The sequence below is a fragment of the Bradyrhizobium sp. 155 genome, assembly GCF_023101105.1.
Taxonomy (GTDB): Bacteria; Pseudomonadota; Alphaproteobacteria; order Rhizobiales; family Xanthobacteraceae; genus Bradyrhizobium; species Bradyrhizobium canariense_D.
Map to the genome: position 1 here is coordinate 3,432,357 of NZ_CP064704.1, position 17,998 is coordinate 3,450,354.

At 65.5% G+C, this 17,998-nt stretch carries 18 protein-coding genes and 1 pseudogene; 13 read left to right on the forward strand and 6 right to left on the reverse strand.

Features of this window, described 5'->3' with window-relative positions; genetic code table 11:
• Positions 1-13: 13 nt before the first annotated feature.
• Entirely contained in the window at positions 14-1,171 is a 1,158-nt protein-coding gene (locus IVA93_RS16760; RefSeq protein WP_247789874.1) for an MFS transporter, read from the reverse strand.
• Between the two features lie 184 nt (positions 1,172-1,355).
• Here IVA93_RS16760 and IVA93_RS16765 point away from each other — a divergent pair, with 184 nt between their 5' ends.
• On the forward strand, positions 1,356-2,615 hold the full coding sequence (locus IVA93_RS16765; RefSeq protein ID WP_026233569.1) for an adenylate/guanylate cyclase domain-containing protein: 1,260 nt from the start codon (positions 1,356-1,358) through the stop codon (positions 2,613-2,615).
• Positions 2,616-2,729: 114 nt separating this feature from the next.
• On the opposite strand, the gene IVA93_RS16770 is transcribed toward IVA93_RS16765, so the two are convergent.
• Positions 2,730-3,974 carry an MFS transporter gene (locus IVA93_RS16770; protein WP_247789875.1) on the reverse strand — a complete coding sequence of 415 codons (1,245 nt, stop codon included), beginning with the start codon at positions 3,972-3,974 and terminating at the stop codon, positions 2,730-2,732.
• Between the two features lie 167 nt (positions 3,975-4,141).
• Here IVA93_RS16770 and IVA93_RS16775 point away from each other — a divergent pair, with 167 nt between their 5' ends.
• Positions 4,142-5,494, forward strand: coding sequence for an Nramp family divalent metal transporter (locus tag IVA93_RS16775; RefSeq protein ID WP_018458388.1), 1,353 nt, complete (start codon positions 4,142-4,144; stop codon positions 5,492-5,494).
• A 121-nt stretch (positions 5,495-5,615) separates the two neighbouring features.
• On the opposite strand, the gene IVA93_RS16780 is transcribed toward IVA93_RS16775, so the two are convergent.
• The 4 genes and pseudogenes from IVA93_RS16780 to hemB all read right to left on the reverse strand — a co-directional run bounded on the left by IVA93_RS16780 (position 5,616) and on the right by hemB (position 9,541).
• Positions 5,616-6,392 carry an arginyltransferase gene (locus tag IVA93_RS16780; protein WP_018458387.1) on the reverse strand — a complete coding sequence of 259 codons (777 nt, stop codon included), beginning with the start codon at positions 6,390-6,392 and terminating at the stop codon, positions 5,616-5,618.
• Between the two features lie 163 nt (positions 6,393-6,555).
• Positions 6,556-7,095: an RDD family protein gene (locus tag IVA93_RS16785; protein WP_039800407.1), complete on the reverse strand. Its 540-nt coding sequence runs from the start codon at positions 7,093-7,095 to the stop codon at positions 6,556-6,558.
• Between the two features lie 156 nt (positions 7,096-7,251).
• Positions 7,252-8,267 (reverse strand): annotated as a pseudogene (locus IVA93_RS16790) (IS30 family transposase).
• Between the two features lie 212 nt (positions 8,268-8,479).
• Positions 8,480-9,541 carry a porphobilinogen synthase gene (gene hemB, locus IVA93_RS16795; RefSeq protein WP_018456862.1) on the reverse strand — a complete coding sequence of 354 codons (1,062 nt, stop codon included), beginning with the start codon at positions 9,539-9,541 and terminating at the stop codon, positions 8,480-8,482.
• A 122-nt stretch (positions 9,542-9,663) separates the two neighbouring features.
• On the opposite strand from hemB, the gene IVA93_RS16800 reads away from it, so the two are divergent.
• The 11 genes from IVA93_RS16800 to thiL all read left to right on the forward strand — a co-directional run bounded on the left by IVA93_RS16800 (position 9,664) and on the right by thiL (position 17,850).
• Positions 9,664-10,161, forward strand: coding sequence for a DUF6163 family protein (locus tag IVA93_RS16800; protein ID WP_007611119.1), 498 nt, complete (start codon positions 9,664-9,666; stop codon positions 10,159-10,161).
• A gap of 406 nt (positions 10,162-10,567) precedes the next feature.
• On the forward strand, positions 10,568-11,086 hold the full coding sequence (ldtR, locus tag IVA93_RS16805; RefSeq protein ID WP_018456861.1) for a transcriptional regulator LdtR: 519 nt from the start codon (positions 10,568-10,570) through the stop codon (positions 11,084-11,086).
• Between the two features lie 203 nt (positions 11,087-11,289).
• Complete coding sequence (locus tag IVA93_RS16810; protein WP_026233256.1) at positions 11,290-11,526, forward strand: hypothetical protein; 237 nt, start codon at positions 11,290-11,292, stop codon at positions 11,524-11,526.
• Between the two features lie 37 nt (positions 11,527-11,563).
• Positions 11,564-11,785: a hypothetical protein gene (locus IVA93_RS16815; RefSeq protein WP_018456859.1), complete on the forward strand. Its 222-nt coding sequence runs from the start codon at positions 11,564-11,566 to the stop codon at positions 11,783-11,785.
• A gap of 247 nt (positions 11,786-12,032) precedes the next feature.
• Entirely contained in the window at positions 12,033-13,331 is a 1,299-nt protein-coding gene (gene glyA, locus IVA93_RS16820; protein WP_018456858.1) for a serine hydroxymethyltransferase, read from the forward strand.
• Between the two features lie 29 nt (positions 13,332-13,360).
• Positions 13,361-13,843 carry a transcriptional regulator NrdR gene (gene nrdR / locus IVA93_RS16825; RefSeq protein ID WP_007603426.1) on the forward strand — a complete coding sequence of 161 codons (483 nt, stop codon included), beginning with the start codon at positions 13,361-13,363 and terminating at the stop codon, positions 13,841-13,843.
• Positions 13,840-14,988 carry a bifunctional diaminohydroxyphosphoribosylaminopyrimidine deaminase/5-amino-6-(5-phosphoribosylamino)uracil reductase RibD gene (gene ribD, locus IVA93_RS16830; protein WP_018456856.1) on the forward strand — a complete coding sequence of 383 codons (1,149 nt, stop codon included), beginning with the start codon at positions 13,840-13,842 and terminating at the stop codon, positions 14,986-14,988. Before nrdR ends, ribD begins: the two co-directional genes overlap by 4 nt.
• Positions 14,988-15,611 (forward strand): riboflavin synthase, encoded by a 624-nt coding sequence (locus IVA93_RS16835; RefSeq protein ID WP_018456855.1) that lies wholly within the window; start codon positions 14,988-14,990, stop codon positions 15,609-15,611. The genes ribD and IVA93_RS16835 overlap by 1 nt, the downstream gene beginning before the upstream one ends.
• Positions 15,612-15,683: 72 nt before the next feature.
• Positions 15,684-16,175, forward strand: a complete 492-nt coding sequence (gene ribH / locus IVA93_RS16840) for a 6,7-dimethyl-8-ribityllumazine synthase (RefSeq protein ID WP_018456854.1) — start codon at positions 15,684-15,686, stop codon at positions 16,173-16,175.
• Between the two features lie 2 nt (positions 16,176-16,177).
• On the forward strand, positions 16,178-16,675 hold the full coding sequence (nusB, locus tag IVA93_RS16845; protein ID WP_007611091.1) for a transcription antitermination factor NusB: 498 nt from the start codon (positions 16,178-16,180) through the stop codon (positions 16,673-16,675).
• Positions 16,676-16,851: 176 nt separating this feature from the next.
• On the forward strand, positions 16,852-17,850 hold the full coding sequence (gene thiL, locus IVA93_RS16850) for a thiamine-phosphate kinase (protein ID WP_026233255.1): 999 nt from the start codon (positions 16,852-16,854) through the stop codon (positions 17,848-17,850).
• Positions 17,851-17,998 lie beyond the last annotated feature (148 nt).

Consider the following 17,998-nt stretch of genomic DNA (forward strand, 5'->3'; position numbering starts at 1 on the left):
AGCTCCGGCCCGGTCAATCCGGCCGCGGTTGCGCGCGGATCATGAACAGCGCGGCCAGCGCCGAGAGGCTGAGCGCGGAGGAGACGATCAGCACCTTGGCGCCCATGACGTCGATGAGCAGGCCAAAGGCCAGCGGCGCCACGGCCTGCGCCATCCGTGCCGGCGCGCCGATGATGCCGAGGCGATAGCCGAAATCCTTGGGGCCGAAGATCGACAGCGGCAGCGTGCCGCGCGCGATGGTCAGGATGCCGTTGCCGGAGCCGTGGAATAGCGCAAACGCACTGGCCGCGGCGCCGCCGAAGATCGCCACGACCACCGCGCCGATCGGGTGAGTGAGGCAGGCGAGCCGCGTCGACCACAGCGGATGAAAGCGGCTGAGGAAGCCTGCCTCCAGAACCCGTGCGGCCACTTGCGCGGGGCCGATCAGCGCACCGGCCGCGATCGCCTCGACCGGCGTCGCGCCGGTTGCCTCCAGGATGCGCGGGAAATGCGCGGCCATCGCGCCGGTGACGGTCCAGACCGCGGCAAAGATGAAGGCGAGCAGCACCATGGTGCGGTCGAGCGGCAGATGCGGCTTCGCCGCTGTCGCCGCTGCTTGCTTGGCGCCCTTGATCGTCGGCAGCAGGAAGAAATTGAGCGGCAGGCCGATCAGGATATTGGCAGCGGCCCAGGCGAAGCAGGTGTCGCGCCAGCCAAAATGCGACAGGCCCCAGGCGGTGAGCGGCCAGCCGACGGTCGATGCAAAGCCCGCCATCAGCGTGATGCCGGTGATCGGCCTGCGCGCCTCGGTGCCGTAGATGCGCCCGAGCGCGGCGAAGGCGGCGTCGTAGAGACCCATCGCCATGCCGATGCCGAGCACGAGCCAGGCCATTGCCATCACCGCCACCGATTGCGAGAGGCCGAGCAGAACGAGGCCGGCGGCGATCGTCAGGTTCGACACCGAGAGGACCTGCCGGCCGCCGACCAGATCGATCTGTCGCCCGATGTGCGGCCCGAGCAGCGCCGAAATCACCAGCGAGGCCGAGAACGCGCCAAACACCCAGTTGGAGGAGATACCGAGATCGCGCGCCATGGGATCGGCGAGCAGCGCCGGCAGATAGTAGCTCGAGGCCCAGGCCAGGGTCTGCGTGGTACCGAGCGCCAGGATGATCGGAAGCTGGCGCTGGCTCATATCCCCGTATTTCTGATCGGCGGTGTCATCATTCGCATTTGCCGCCCGAGGCGGGAGCGCGTCAACAGCGTCCGCGACATATGCGACCTGCCGCGGGCGGGAGCCTTGGCCGTGAGCGGAGCTTTGGCGACGCAAGCTCCGCGCGCCGCCTTTCGCTCGTCACGAATGCACGCCATAATGGCGCATGCAATTGACCTCTCGCCTTGCGCTGATGAACTGGTTGGCCGGCCAGGGGCTCACCGGCCTGCCCGAACCCGAACTGCTGCGCGGCTTCTGCGAGCGCTGCCGCGCCGAGGGGCTGGAACTCTCGCGTGGCCTTGTCGTCATCGATACGCTGCACCCGATCTACGAGGGTCGCGCCTTCCGCTGGAGCGATACACCGACCAACGAGAGCGACGTCGTCGAATACGGCTCGACGGCCGAGGGCGACGCGGCCAACAATTGGCGCCGGTCGGTTTTCTATCATTTGCTCGAGCACGGTCACGACGAGATGGTGATCGACCTCGCCGACGCGCCCTCGCTCGATTTTTCGCAAATCGGCGAGCTCGCCGAAACCGGTCATCGCCATTTCCTGGCCTTTGTGCACCGCTTCGGGGAGACCGGAGCGCTGGGGCAGATGGACTGCCTCTACTCCTCCTGGACAACGCGACGCGACAGCGGCTTCGCCGACGCCGAACTCGCCGCGCTGCGCGATCTCGTGCCGGTGCTGGGGCTCGCGATCAAGTCGGCGCAGCAGGTCGACATCGCGCGCACGCTCGGCCGCGTCTATCTCGGCCGCGATGCGTCAGAGCAGGTCTTGAGCGGACGTATCTCGCGCGGCGTCACCGAGCGCATCAACGCCGTGCTGTGGTATTCGGATCTGCGCGGCTCGACCGGAATCAGCGAGAGCATCGGCCCCGACGAGATCATCCCGTTCCTCAACGACTATGCGCAGGCCGTGATCGACGCGATCCACGACGCCGGCGGCGACGTGCTGAAGCTGATCGGCGACGGCGTGCTTGCGATGTTCACCGGTGAAGACATGGCGCATGCCCGGCGCGCCGCGCTGCGCGCCGAGCATCTGTTCCGCAAGAACGTCGCTGCGCTGAACCTGAGGCGGGGCGCGGAGGGCCGTCCCACCACGTCCGCCTATATCGGCCTGCATGTCGGCGAGGTCTTCTACGGCAATATTGGCAGCGAGGACCGGCTCGACTTCACCGTGGTCGGTCCGACCGTGAACGAGGTCAGCCGCATCGCCTCGATGAGCCGTTCGGTCGATCGCGAGCTGCTGGCATCGGCAGAATTCTACAAGGGCCTCGACGCCGCCGGCCGCCGCTATCTCGTCTCCACAGGCCGCTACGCGCTGCGTGGCATCGGCCGTGCGCAGGATCTCTACACGCTTGATCCGGAGGTGGACGCGAGCGAGCCGGTGACAGGCAGCTACGAGCGGTATCTGGCGAACTAGGCTGGCCGCTTCAACATACTCCGTCATTGCGAGGAGCTCTTGCGACCAAGCAATCCAGACTGTCTCCGCGGACGGATTCTGGATTGCTTCGCTTCGCTCGCAATGACGGTGCAGCTAACACCGCGCCACCGCCTCATCGCCCACCATGTCCGGCTGCCGGTCCAGCGCCACCGCGGGCGAGAGCCAAATGACCAGCGCCTGCACGCCGAACACGGCGGCGGCGAGATAGAGGCACGCTTCGGCGCTCCACAGGCCGCCGACGATCGCACCCAGCGCCGAGCCGACCGGACGGGCGCCATAGCTCATGATGTTGATGGCGGAGACGCGGCCGAGCAGGCGAGGCGGCGTCACCGACTGGCGCAGCGTCGTGGTCGAGATCACCCACAGGATCGGCCCGACGCCGAGCAGAAAGAAGCTCAAGGCCGCAAGCCAGGGCGAGGGGACCAGCACCGTCAGCGCCATCACCACCGCCGCGACGAAGCCGGTAACGGGGCCGAGGCCGATGACCGTGCCGAACGCGATGCGCTTCATCACCGGCGTCGCGAACAGCGCGCCGATCACCATGCCGACACCGTACATCGTCAGCACGGTGCCGACGCCGACCGCGTTTAGGCCGAGGTGACGTACGGCATAGGGCACGAACACCGCGATCTGCAGGAACCATCCGGTGTTGAAGATGAACTGGGTGATGAACACCGGCCGCAGCAGCGGATGATGAAACACGAAGGCCGCGCCTTCGCGGATGTCCTGAAACGGATGCCGCCGTGGCGCCGGCGTGCGGGCGGGCTCGTAGATGCCGGAGAGCAGCACGACGGCGATCGCGGACAGCGCGGCCGCAAAGCCGAAGGCCGGGCTCGCGCCCCACCACCCGACCAGCGCGCCGCCGAGCGCAGGGCCGCTGGCGAAGGCGATGGTGCGTGCGAGCTCGATCCGCGCATTGGCCGCCGGTAGCAGGTCCGAACTCACCAGCGAGGGCACCAGCGCCGGCGCGGCCACGCTGTAGACGACGGTGCCGCACACGGCGGCAAAGCCGAGCAGCGCCAGCAGCGGCAGATTGAGCGCGCCGAGCGCGAGCAGCAGCACGATCGCTGCAAGGGCCGCGGCCCGCAGCGCCTCGGCGCCCGCCATCAGCGAACGGCGGGAGATGCGGTCGGCCAGCAGGCCGGCGGGGATGGCGAAGAGGACGAAGGGCAGGGTCAGCGCGGTCTGGAGCAGGCCGGTCTGGCCTTCTGCCACGCCGAGCGTCAGCACCGCGACGATGGGGGCCGCGGCCAGCGCGATCTGTTCGGCCGACTGTGCCGCCAAATTGGACCAGGCGAGGCGGTTGAATGTCTCGGGGAGGCGCGGGGGAATTGACATGGCTCGTTTCCTGCAAAGTCGGGTTGGCGCCAGTATCCGCCTCGGGAGGCTCCCAAACCCACCCGCTTCCCGACAGGGGCGACACATAGCGACCGCCGAGGGACCGACGCGGCTAGATGCAGTTGCAAATGAGTTGCAATAAGGCTCGACTTCGGTATTCTCGCCGCATGGATGCTCGCTCTCCCGATCTGACCCGAGATGCTGCCGGCTGGCGCAATGACGCGCCGATGACAAAGAGCCTGGCCGAGGTGAATGCCTCGGTCGCCCTCCCCATCGCGGGGGTGTGGTGGCGGCGCCTGCTCGCCTTCGTCGGCCCGGGCTATCTGGTTTCGGTCGGCTACATGGACCCCGGCAATTGGGCGACGGATCTCGCCGGCGGGTCCAAGTTCGGCTACACGCTGCTCTCCGTCATCCTGCTCTCGAATTTGATGGCGATCCTGCTGCAATCGCTGGCGGCACGGCTCGGCATCGTCACCGACCGCGACCTCGCGCAGGCCTGCCGCGGGACCTATTCGCCGGCCGTGAACTTTCTACTCTGGCTTGCCTGCGAGGCGGCGATCATCGCCTGCGATCTCGCCGAGGTCATCGGCACCGCGATCGCGCTCAAGCTGCTGTTCGGCATTCCCCTGATTGGCGGCGCGCTGATCGCCGCGCTGGATGCCTTTTTGCTGCTCATCCTGATGAATCGGGGCTTCCGTTTCCTCGAAGCCTTCGTCATCGCGCTGCTCGTCGTGATCGCAGTCTGCTTCACCGTCCAGCTTGCCGCGGCAGCCCCGCCGGTCGCCGAGATGCTGAGGGGATTTGTGCCGAAGACCGAGATCTTCACCAACCCCGAAATGCTCTACATCGCGATCGGCATCATCGGCGCCACCGTGATGCCGCATAATCTCTATCTGCACTCCTCGATCGTGCAGACGCGCGCCTATGAGCGCAACGACGAAGGCCGGCGCGAGGCGATCAAATGGGCGACGACGGATTCGACCATCGCCCTGATGCTGGCGCTGTTCATCAATGCCGCGATCCTCGTGGTGGCTGCTGCAACCTTCCACAAGAGCGGCCATTCCGACGTCGCCGAGATCGGCCAGGCCTTCGAGCTGCTGTCTCCGTTGCTCGGCCTCGGCATCGCCTCGACGCTGTTCGCAGTGGCGCTACTCGCCTCAGGCCTGAATTCAACGGTGACGGCGACGCTCGCCGGCCAGATCGTGATGGAGGGCTTTCTCGACCTGCGCCTGCCGAGCTGGGCGCGGCGGTTGCTGACCCGCGGCATCGCGATCATTCCCGTGATCGTCGTCACCGCGATCTATGGCGAGCGCGGCACGGCTGATCTGCTGGTATTCAGCCAGGTCGTGTTGTCGATGCAATTGCCCTTCGCCGTCATCCCGCTGGTCCGCTTCGTCTCCGACCGCCGCAAGATGGGCAAGTTCGTCATACCGGTATGGGTCGCGGCGATCGCGTGGATCGTCGCCGGCATCATCGTGGTTTTGAACTTGAAGCTGCTCGCGGACACGCTGTTCGGGTGACCACACCACGGCTGTCGTCGTCCGGCTTGACCGGACGACCCAGTATTCCAGAGACAGTAGTGACTGAGCCGAGGCGCCGCGGCGTACTGGATGCCCCGCTTTCGCGGGGCATGACGGAGAGCTAATCCTGCGGCTCGGACGTCGCATCGCCTTGCGCGTCGATGCGCAGCCAACCTGACGGCGCGAGGCGCTGCTGCGGCAGGAAGCGGGCCTTGTAGTCCATCTTCTTGGAGCCCTCGATCCAGTAGCCGAGATAGACGTAAGGCAATCCCTGCCGCCGGGCGCGGGCAATGTGGTCGAGGATCATGAAGGTGCCCATCGAGCGGCTGACTTCGCCCGGCTCGAAGAACGAATAGACCATCGACAGGCCGTCGCTGAGCACGTCGGTCAGCGCCACCGCGATCAACTCCTCGCCGCGGCCGGTGATGCCGCTGTCGGGACCGCGCTTGCGGTACTCGATGATACGGGTCTCGACGTGGCTGTCCTCGACCATCATGGCGTAGTCGAGCACGGTCATGTCGGCCATGCCGCCATGGCGGTGACGGGAATCGAGATAGGCGCGGAACACCGAATATTGCTCGGAGGTCGGCACCGCGCTGCGCTGCTCGCCGATGATGTCGGCGTTGCGCGCGATGACTTTGCGGAAGTTGCGGGAGGGGCGGAACTCGTTGGCGATCACCCGGACCGAGACGCAGGCGCGACACTGGTCGCAGGCGGGACGGTAGGCGATCGACTGGCTGCGACGAAAGCCGCCATGGGTCAGGAGGTCGTTGAGGTCACCGGCGCGCTCACCTACGAGGTGCGTAAACACCTTGCGCTCGTGCCGGCCCGGCAGATAGGGGCAGGGGGAGGGCGCCGTGAGGTAAAATTGTGGGGTGTCGCGCGAGTGCTGGGTCAAGGGACGTCGTGGGCCTCCAAAATGTGCATCAGCATCGCGCTACGAAAGCCCCCGGTCAATCGGTCTACTCGGCAGGTCAGATCGGACAGCATAGCGGGTCCAGGTTGATAGGTTCTTGATCCAGGTTGGTTGATCAGTAGGTCCTTGATCGAAAGGTCGCTGATCAGTAGGTCCTGGCGCCCTGGGGCACCGGCGCACGAACGGAATTGTTGATCACGACCGTTCCCAACAAGAAATCCTGCAGCAAGCGCCTGCGGCCGTTGAAGAGGCCGACCAGGACGACGAAAGGCGACAGGAACGAGACGGTCACCCAGAACAGCACGGCGTGGGTGGCCCCGAGCACGAAATAGCCGGGCGCGCCGTACCAGGTGCGCAACTCAAGATCCATCACGCGCATGCCGATGGTCGCGGACGACGGACCGCCGATGCAGGCGCCGTAATAGACGATGGCCCAGATCACGGAGGCCGGCCAGGCCAGCCAGAACAGCGCCCAGCCGATGCCGAGCGTGACCACGCCGAACACCGCGATGAAGAGGTAGCCGAGGATCACCGGCACCGAGATCACAACCATGTCGATCAGGAAGGCGAAGACCCGCCGCGTCGCAACGCCGCGGAACAGTTCCGGGTGCAGATAGGGATCGTAGGCATGTGGCTGCGCCCCACCGTCATTGCGCCAGGCATTGCCCGAGTCCGAGTACGACATGACCATTCTCCCGAGGGAAACTCCCGTGGCAGGACTCCCGTGGAAGGACATGGGAACAGGCCGTCCGCGTGCCAAGGGCGCCGAGATTAACAAGCCGAAATATTCCGGCGATTCGGGGGCGGCGGAGGCGGGAGGAAAGGACGCGGCGCCACACCCTCAGTGTCGTCCTGGCGAAAGCCAGGAGGTGGATTCACACTCGAAGTGCAACAGTTGAGAGGAGAAGGCCTCTGCCGGGGTTCTGAAGTCAAGGCATTTGCGCGGGGTGTTGTTGTAGGCGGCAATGGACTGACGGAAGCGCCTGGTTGGGAGCTTTTCGAGGTCGGTCTTTCGGGGGATGAAGCGGCGCAAGCGGCCGATGGCGTTCTCGATGCCGCCCTTTTGCCACGGCGCGTGCGGGTCGCAGAAGAAGGTCTTCATCAAGAGGCTCTGCAAGGAAAGGTGGGCGGCGAACTCGGTGCCGTTGTCGAAGGTGACGGTACGGCGCAGTGCCTCCGGTACGGCTTTGAACAGGCGTACGAGATGGCTAGCGATACCGGCGGCGAACTTGCGTTCGATGGGAACGGCGAGCAGCAGGCGCGAGGTTCGCTCGTGGACGGCCAGGATGGCCTGCCGGTATTTGGAGAACATCATCAGATCGGCTTCCCAGTGGCCCGGGACTTTGCGATCGGCGACCTCGGCAGGCCGTTCTGCCAGCGAAACACGGCCTTCGATGAAGCTTGCGGGGCTCCCGCCTCGTTTGCCGCGGTGGCCTCGCTTGCTCTTGCCTCGAGGCAGATAGCGCCGCCAGGTGAAGTCCGTCGTGCGTGTGATCTGGGCGTAGATGAAGCGTAGATGCTCTCGCAGGAGATCACCCTACGGCCACGTTCCCGGGCCAGCCTGCCTGCGACCTGTTCGGGTGACCAACCGCGGCTCAAGCCTGCCAAGACCTCGCGGCGCAAGCTGGCGTCCCGCTCGAGGCGAGAGCCCTTCCAGCGCCGCGCCCGGGTCTGCTGCTGAGCATAGCTTGGCTTGTAGCCGACTTGCCTGCCACGGTTCCGCCTCAGCTCCCGAGAGATCGTTGATGGCGGCCGATCCAAAGCTGCCGCGATTTGCCCGACCGAGCCGCCATTGGCCGAAAGGCGGGCAATCTCGCATCGATCGTCAAGGGAGAGCTGTTTGTAAGTCCGCCCCATGGCAACACCTCCAGATGGAAGTGTTGCACTTCGTTTGTGAACTCAGGGGACCCATTACCCCAGGGACAAGCTTGGCGAAAACTGGAAGTTAGTACGTTCGCCGGTATCGATACCGCGTGCTCTCGCTAGATCACCCGGTATGGGTCCTGGCTTTCGCCAGGACGACGATTAGAGACAGGGGCGCTCGGCCTTCGCCGGGACGACCTTGGGGCCTACCCCTGCGTCCGCAGCTTCTCCGCCGCCTTCGGTGCGAAATAACTCAGCACACCGTCGGCGCCGGCGCGCTTGAAGGCGAGCAGGCTCTCCATCATGGCGCGGTCGCCGTCGAGCCAGCCGTTGTTGGCGGCGGCCGCGATCATCGCGTATTCGCCGGACACCTGATAGGCGAAGGTCGGCATCGCGAACGTGTCCTTCACGCGACGGACGACGTCGAGATAGGGCATGCCGGGCTTGACCATCACCATGTCGGCGCCCTCGGCGATGTCGAGCTCGACCTCGCGGAGCGCCTCGTCGGTGTTGGCGCTGTCCATCTGGTAAGTGCGCTTGTCACCGGTGAGCGTCTTGGCCGAGCCGATGGCGTCGCGGAACGGGCCGTAAAAGGCGGAGGCGTATTTTGCGGCATAGGCCATGATCTGCACGTCGAGCAGGCCGGTGCGATCCAGGCCCTCGCGGATCGCGGCAACGCGGCCGTCCATCATGTCGGAGGGCGCGATGATGTCGCAGCCGGCTTCGGCCTGCACCAGGGCCTGACGCACGAGCACAGCGACCGTCTCGTCGTTCAGGATCTTGCCGTCGGAGATCAGGCCGTCATGGCCGTGGCTGGTGAAGGGATCGAGCGCGACGTCGCAGAGAATGCCGATCTCCGGGAATTCCTTCTTGATCGCGCGCACCGCCTGGCAGACCAGATTGTTCGGGTTGGTGGCTTCCGAGCCCTCCTCGTCGCGCAGGGACGGATCGGTGTAGGGAAACAACGCGAGGCACGGGATGGTGAGCTTCATCGCCCGCTCGGCGTCGCGCACGGCCTGGTCGACACTGAGACGCTCGACACCCGGCATCGAGGCGATCTGCTCGCGCTTGTTGTTGCCGTCGATCAGAAACAGCGGCCAGATCAGATCGTCCGTCGTGAGCACGTTCTCGCGGACCATGCGCCGGGCCCATTCGGCCTTGCGGTTGCGGCGCGGGCGGACGGTCAGATCGAGGGCAGGGGAGGCCCCAGTGCCATCCCGGCGCGAGACCTCGCGCAACTCGATCGGACGTCCGTATTTGATCGCCATTACTTTTCCTCCGGCTGGAATTATTCTTATACCAGCTCGCATGGTTCCCGTCACCGCGGGTTGACCTGTCGCAAAAGATGGCAGCCGATTGATTTTGCGGGGCAAAGCAGCCAGAAGGGGGCATGTCCGAGATCTCCACCCGCGATGCGGCCCGCGACAGCACCAGGGATGCCGTCCGAGACAATGCCAGAGACAGCGCCATGTCGGTGGCGGCGATCTCGTCGGAGCGGGCTGAATCCGACGACAATGTCTGGACGCGCCGGCTCGTGCTGTTCCTGCGGGTGATGGCGCTGCTCTCGATCCTCAAGGGCCTCTATCATTGGGCGCAGGTGACGGGCTTCGTGGGCGGCGAGGACGAGGCCTTCGAGAACCAGTCGATGGCCTGGCAGGCCTCGACCATTTACTTCGCCGTGATCGAACTCGTTGCCGCGGTCGGGCTGTGGCTGGCGACGCCTTGGGGCGCCGTGGTGTGGCTGACGACCGTGGTGTCGATGGCGGTGATCGAGCTGATGTTCCCGGGCATCTACGGCGGCAGCCTGGTCGTGGTCGGCGTCGAAGCCTTCATGCTGGCGGCCTATCTCGCGCTCGCCTGGATGGCCGCACGCGAACGACCGCCATAGCAAACTCTCTTGCCCCGACTCTGCGCTCGGCTTCGCTGTGCTGGTCCGGGACACGAGATTGTCGCGCTTGGTTGACGGTTGGTTGCGTAAAATTCGACGTAAGTTTTCGCTAACCAGCGTGTTCCGCCACAGCTCTTACGCGGCCGTTTCGAAACGGGGCGGGGCTGTTCTGGAATGCGACAATCGGGGCGGACGGAGGGTGAACAGGACCTTGCGAGAGTCAACAGACTGTTGCGAAAAGTGCTTGTGGGACAGGCTTAATCCGCAATTCACTGTCTTAAATTCATGATCTCTTTATTCTCTTATTTAAGCCGATCTTCAAACGAGCCCCTTAAGTTGCACCTATCAGACGGGACACAAGTTTCGTCGAATGAGTGTCGATAAAAACGACAACAGGGGAAGTGTCATGATGAAAGCCGTCGCAACTGCGGCAGATACCGCAGAGCGCGTCTCCGGCCAGCAGGGTTCGGTGCAGACGCTCTATCTGGAAGCTTTGACTCTGGTGGAGCGGCTGCATCGCCGGCTGCTCGACGTCATCAAGGACGAGTTCGATCGCCGCGGCCGTGCGGACATCAACTCGGTGCAGGCGCTGCTGCTCTACAACATCGGCGACAAGGAGCTGACCGCGGGCGAACTGCGCACGCGCGGTTATTACCTCGGCTCCAACGTTTCCTACAATCTGAAGAAGCTCGTCGAACTCGGCTTCCTCGACCATCAGCGCTCGCGCGTCGATCGCCGCTCGGTGCGCATCCGCCTGACGCCGCAGGGCCAGGAAATCCGCCGCATCGTCGACTCGCTCTACCAGAAGCACGTCAAGACGGTCGAACAGGTCGGCGGCATCTCGGGCGAGGAGTTCTCGACCCTGAACAAATCGCTGCACCGCCTCGAGCGGTTCTGGACCGACCAAATCCTGTATCGTCTCTGAGTTCTTTTCGACGGGACAAGGCCAAGCCGGCCCGCAACAAGACCGGCAAGCCTCCCGAACGTGCCTGAGCTTCCCCGAGCGCGCCGGCCCGGCTGTGTGTCCGGACCGGTGCGTTTTTCCATTTCGCGGTTGCGAAAAAATCCCCGACACCAGGGAACGAGTTCCCGGTTCGATGCTTATCTCCTCCGGATCGGAGGTTGACGATGCTGGTCGAGCGTGGCGTGGGGGTGATGAACGTGGAACTCGTGAGCGAGGCCTACGCCATCGCCGCGAACTATCTTCGCCGCTCCGGCGCGATCCGGGACACCCTCGTCACCGACGAGCGCCTGCTCGAGATCGTCATCAAGTTGCTCCAGCACGGCGAATTCAACAAGATCAGGCTGGCCAACAAGGCCATTGTCAGGTTCGAGGCGCAGTCCGAGGCCAAAGCGGTTGCCTGATCTCAAGTCCCAAACGCGGCAAGAACCAGAGGGTGCCATGGAAGCTGCCATCGACCGGATCATGCATACCTACGATTTGCTCGCCAACCGCACGTCCGCGGCGAGCGCGGAGGCGCGGGAAAAGGTCACGAACTACATCACCACCTTGATGGAAGCCGGCGAGAAGGACACCCACAGGTTGACGGTTTGCGGCCTGACCTATCTGCGGCAGCTCGACGGTAGCGTGGATCCCGTGAAGGCGGGGTATACCGGGCTGTAGAGGCCGGCCGCTCGCACCCGCGCGGCCTTTCGAGTCCAAAGCGGACCTTTCCTGGACATGGACGCCGGATACCACCCCGTCGTCCCAATCCTCCAATCCCACCATATCTTGCATAAATCACAGGTCCGACCCGCAAACCCTTGGCCTGTTGCGGGCGATGTGGTAGATCGCGCTCGCCGCTTCCGATCGCCACACCAGACCCGCCCGTAGCCCGCCAAAAGGCTGCGGCGGTGGAGATATTCGCAAGATGACCTTCGCCAAAACCGCCTCCGCGCCCGATTCGTTTTTCACCGCCTCGCTCGAGCAGGCTGACCCGGAAATCGCAGCCGCCATCAAGGGCGAGCTCGGCCGCCAGCGCCACGAGGTCGAGCTAATCGCCTCCGAGAACATCGTCAGCCGTGCCGTGCTGGAAGCGCAGGGTTCGGTGATGACCAACAAATACGCGGAAGGCTATCCGGGCGCGCGCTACTACGGCGGTTGTGAGTGGGTCGACGTCGCCGAGAACCTCGCGATCGATCGTGCCAAGAAGCTGTTCGGCGCCAACTTCGCCAACGTGCAGCCGAACTCCGGCAGCCAGATGAACCAGGCGGTGTTTCTGGCGCTGCTTCAGCCCGGCGACACCTTCATGGGCCTCGATCTCGCGGCCGGCGGCCATCTCACCCACGGCTCCCCGGTCAACATGAGCGGCAAGTGGTTCAAGGCCGCGCACTACACCGTGCGCCGCGAGGACCAGATCATCGACATGGACGCGGTCGCCAAGCAGGCCGAGGAGGTCAAGCCGAAGCTGATCGTGGCCGGCGGCTCGGCTTATTCGCGCGCCTGGGACTTCAAGCGCTTCCGCGAGATCGCGGACAGCGTCGGCGCGTATCTCCTGGTCGACATGGCGCACTTCGCCGGTCTCGTCGCCGGCGGCGTGCATGCCTCGCCCGTGCCTCACGCGCACATCACCACCACCACGACCCACAAGTCGCTGCGCGGTCCGCGTGGCGGCCTGATGCTGTGGAATGATGAGGCGCTGACCAAGAAATTCAACTCGGCGATCTTCCCGGGCCTGCAGGGCGGCCCCCTGATGCATGTCATCGCGGCCAAGGCGGTCGCCTTCGCCGAGGCGCTGCGGCCGGACTTCAAGGTCTATGCCAAGAACGTCGTCGAGAACGCCAAGGCTCTGGCGGAGGCGATGAAGGGCCACGGGTTCGACATTGTCTCGGGCGGCACCGATAATCATCTGATGCTGGTTGACCTCCGGCCGAAGGGCCTGAAGGGCAACGCCTCGGAGAAGGCGCTGGTTCGCGCCGCCATCACTTGCAACAAGAACGGCATTCCGTTCGATCCCGAGTCACCGTTCGTCACCTCCGGTATTCGTCTGGGCACGCCGGCTGCGACCACGCGCGGCTTTGGTGTCGCTGAATTCCAGCAGGTCGGCGGCATGATCGCCGAAGTCCTCAACGCGATCGCGCAGTCCGACGACGGCAAGGCGCCGCTGGTGGAAGCCGCGATCAAGGAACGGGTCAAGGTGCTCACCGACCGTTTCCCGATCTATCAGTAAGGCTCAAGAAAACCGGTCAAGGTCAACGGATGCGCTGCCCGAACTGCAACAGTCTCGATACGCAGGTGAAGGACTCGCGTCCGACCGAGGACTCTTCCGTGATACGCAGGCGGCGCGTGTGCGTCGCCTGCAATTTCCGCTTCACCACCTTCGAGCGCGTGCAGCTGCGCGAGCTCACGGTGATCAAGCGCAACGGCCGCCGCGTGCCGTTCGACCGCGACAAGCTGATGCGCTCGGTGTCGATCAGCTTGCGCAAGCGGCAGGTCGAGCCGGAACGGGTGGAGAAGATGGTCTCCACCATCGTGCGCGAGCTCGAGACCGGGGGCGAGGCTGAAATCTCCTCGGAGGTGATCGGCGAGACCGTGATGGAGCATCTGCGCACGCTCGACGACGTCGCCTATGTCCGCTTCGCCTCGGTCTACCGCAATTTCCGCGAGGCCAAGGATTTCGCCGACGTGCTCGGCGAGCTCTCCGGCGAGGAGGAAGCGCGGCTCGCCGCGATCCGCAAATGATCTTCCGCATCCTGGAGGATCAATTCGCGCAGAAGGCGCGCGAGTCCAGGGATGCCGACCGGCGCTTCATGGAGCTTGCGCTGGCGCTCGGCCGGCGCGGGCAGGGAAGTACCTGGCCCAATCCCGCCGTCGGCGCCGTCATCGTCAAGGACGGCGTGATCGTCGGCCGCGGTTGGACCCAACCTGGCGGACGGCCGCATGGCGAGCCTGAAGCGCTGCGGCGCGCAGGCGAGGCCGCGCGAGGCGCCACGCTCTACGTCACGCTGGAGCCGTGCTCGCATTTCGGCAAGTCGCCACCGTGCGCGGACGCCGTGATCGCCGCCGGCATCAAACGCGTGGTGGCCGCGATCGAGGATCCCAATCCGGAAGTCGCCGGTCAGGGCCACGCACGCCTGCGCGCCGCCGGCATCATGGTGGATGTGGGTCTGTGCGCGCGCGAAGCCGCCTTCGATCACGCCGGGCATTTCCGTCGCATCAGGGATCGCCGCCCGCATGTGATCCTGAAGCTCGCGGTCTCGCCCGACGGCAAGATCGGCGCGGCCGGCGGCAAGCCGGTCGCGATCACCGGCGAGGCGGCGCGCAACCGGGTGCATCTCCTCCGCGCGCAAAGCGACGCCATCCTAGTCGGCATCGGCACCGTGCTGGCGGACGATCCGCAGCTCGACTGCCGCCTGCCGGGCATGGCGGTGCGCTCGCCGGTGCGGGTGGTGCTCGACCAGAATCTGCGTATTCCCGGCGCAAGCAGGCTCGTGGGCTCCGCGCGCGAGATTCCGCTATGGGTGGTGGGTTCTGAACTCGCGGAGGCCGCGGCCGCCACGCGGCTCGGTGCGGCCGGTGCGCAGGTGATCCGCGTGCCGCCCGGCAATGCCTCGGGACTCGATCTTGCGGCCGTGCTGCATGCATTGGCCGGCAAGGGCATCACGCGGCTGATGGTCGAGGGCGGCAGCCGCGTCGCGGCGTCCTTCGCCGCCGCGGACCTCGTTGACGAGATCTGGCTGTTCCACGGCGCGGAAGCGGTGGGCGCCGACGGGGTGGATGCGCTCGCTGCATTGCCCCTGTCGAAAATCACGCAGTCGCAGGCCTACAAGGTTCATGCTAGCGAGACCTTCGATCAGGATACTCTCACCATCTACGAGCGCGCGTGATGTTCACCGGCATTGTCACCGATATCGGCGAGATCGTCGGCTTCACGCCGACGGCGCAGGGCCAGTTGCACCGGCTGCGCATCGCCTGCCGCTACGAGCAGACCACCATTGCGGACGGCGCCTCGATCGCCTGCAACGGCGTCTGCCTGACGGTGGTTGCTTCCGGCGTCGAAGGCGGCAAGGACTCTGCTCAAAGGACCTGGTTCGACGTCGATGCCGCGGCCGAGACGTTGGCGCTGACGACCGCAAAGCATTGGAGGGTCGGCACCAGGCTCAATCTCGAGCGTGCGCTCAAGATCGGCGACGAGCTTGGCGGGCATATCGTCGCCGGCCATGCCGATGGCATCGCGACCCTCGTCAGCCGCGAGGACCTGCCCGACATGGCGCGGTTCGAGCTCTCCACGACGCGGGAGCTGGCGCGGTTCATCGCGACCAAGGGCTCGATCACGCTCGACGGCGTCTCGCTGACGGTTAATACGGTGAAGGACGTGACCTTTTCGGTGCTGATCATCCCGCACACCCTGACGGTCACGACGATCGGCGGCTGGAAGGCGGGAGATGAGGTCAATATCGAGGTCGATCTGATGGCCCGCTACGCGGCGCGGCTGACGGAAATGAAGTGACGGCGTCTTTAAACTTGGCTTACCCGCTGGTGGCGACTACATAGCGCCAACCCCTGTGGAACGGATTTGACGATGGCAGACGCGCGGCGCGCACCCCTGAAGGACCAGACCGACGTTTCCGGCGCACGCGCGCTGATCGTCGAGGCGCGGTTCTATGACGATCTCCAGGACGCGATGCTCGAAGGCGCGGTGGCCGAGCTGAAGGCGGCCGGTCTGACCCACGACGTCATCACGGTTCCCGGTGCACTGGAGATTCCTGCGGCGATCGCCATCGCGGTTGACGCCGCGGCGACCAATGGCAAGCCCTATGATGCCGCGATCGCGCTCGGCTGCGTGATCCGTGGCGACACCATCCATTTCGAGATCGTCTCGCAGGAATCCTCGCGCGCGCTGATGGACCTGGCGGTGGCGCGAAAGCTGCCGCTCGGCAACGGCATCCTCACCGTCAACACCGAGGCGCAGGCCTGGGCGCGGGCGCGCGCCAGCGAGCTGAACAAGGGCGGCGATGCCGCGCGGGCCGCGATTGCGATGCTGCGCATAAAGCGCCGGCTGGCGCGGGCTTGATCATGGCCGATAACAACAAGAAGCCGCCGGCCGGCACGGAGAAGAAGGCGAACCGGCGCGGTGCGGCGCGGCTCGCAGCCGTACAGGCGCTGTACCAGATGGATATCGGCGGTGCCGGCATCAACGACATTTTTGCGGAGTTCGAGAGCCACTGGCTCGGCAACGAGGTCGAGGGCGACACATATCTCCCGGCGGAAGCGGCGTTCTTCCGCGACGTCGTCTCCGGCGTCGTGCGCGACCAGAAGAAACTCGATCCGCTGATCGACGAGGCGCTGTCGAAGGGCTGGCCATTGAAGCGCATCGAAGCGATCCTGCGCGCGGTGCTGCGGGCAGGGGCCTACGAATTGGAACACCGCAAGGACGTGCCGGGCCGCGTCGTCGTGTCCGAATATGTCGACGTCGCCAATGCCTTCGTCGACCGCGAGGAGACCGGCATGGTCAACGCGGTGCTCGACCAGATCGGCCGCCAGTTTCGCGGTGACGAGTTCGGGCGGGGGTGAATTGAGGCGCAGGGCGGTGAATTGATGCGATGTGGCTGCCCCATATTCCGCCGTCATCACCCGCGAAGGCGGGTGATCCAGTACGCCGCGGCCTATCGATGTCACACGATCGTCTCTGGAATACTGGATCGCCCGGTCAAGCCCGGCGATGACAGCGAAGTGTGTGGCTGACGCTGATGACAAACCCGCACAATCCCTCCGCCGAAGACTCCCTCATCGCGCGCTATTTCAAGCCGCTGGCGACTGATCCCGGCGCCTTGGGGCTGGTGGACGATGCCGCCATCCTGCAGGCGCTCGGCAGCGACATCGTCGTCACCACCGACGCGGTGGTCGAGGGCGTGCATTATCTTGCCACCGATCCGCCCGATACCATCGCGCGCAAGGCGCTGCGGGTGAACCTGTCCGATCTCGCCGCCAAGGGGGCCGTGCCGGCCGGCTTCGTGCTGACATTGGCGCTGCGCAGCAAGGAAGACGCTTGGCTCAGGCCGTTCGCGGACGCGCTCGGCGAGGATGCGAAAACCTTCGTCTGTCCGCTGCTCGGCGGCGACACGGTGTCGACGCCGGGGCCGCAAATGATCTCGATTACCGCCTTTGGCCGCGTGCCGCAGGGGCGGATGGTCGGCCGCACCGGCGCCCAACCGGGCGACCGTATCCTGGTGACGGGGACGATCGGCGACGCCGCGCTTGGCCTTGACGTGCTCAAGGGCGGCGCGGTCGCGAATGCGCTGGCCTCCGATCCGCACGCGCGCGAGACGCTGATCTCGCGCTATCGCGTGCCGCAGCCGCGCAATGCTCTCGCGCAGTCCGTGCGTGACCATGCGACGGCTGCGATGGATGTCTCCGACGGCCTTGCTGGAGATCTGACCAAGCTCTGTGCGGCATCAGGCGTCTCGGCCACGATCGACGTGACGAGCGTGCCGCTCTCGGCCGCTGCCGCCGGCCTGATCGCAGGCAAGGTCGTTTCCGTCGAGACGCTGCTGGCCGGAGGGGACGATTACGAGGTGCTGTGCACCGCTCCGCCAGCGCAAGCCAACGCGCTGATTGCCTTGGGGCGTGCGGCAGGCCTTGCCGTCACGGCCATCGGCACGATCGTCGCGGGCCATGAGCGGCCGCGCTTCCTGGACGGGCAGGGCCAGGAGCTGGTCTTGAAGCGGCTCTCCTACAGCCACTTCTAGGAATTGCTCCAAACCGGCGTCCCGGCTGCCAAGACAGGCTAAATACCTGCCGAGATCGGCTTTTCGGCCTTATCTGGCGTTGCACCCTCAATTTGATTTTGGCAAGGTCGTGACCGACTAAGGCCGCGCCTTCGGGCAAGGAGCGGCC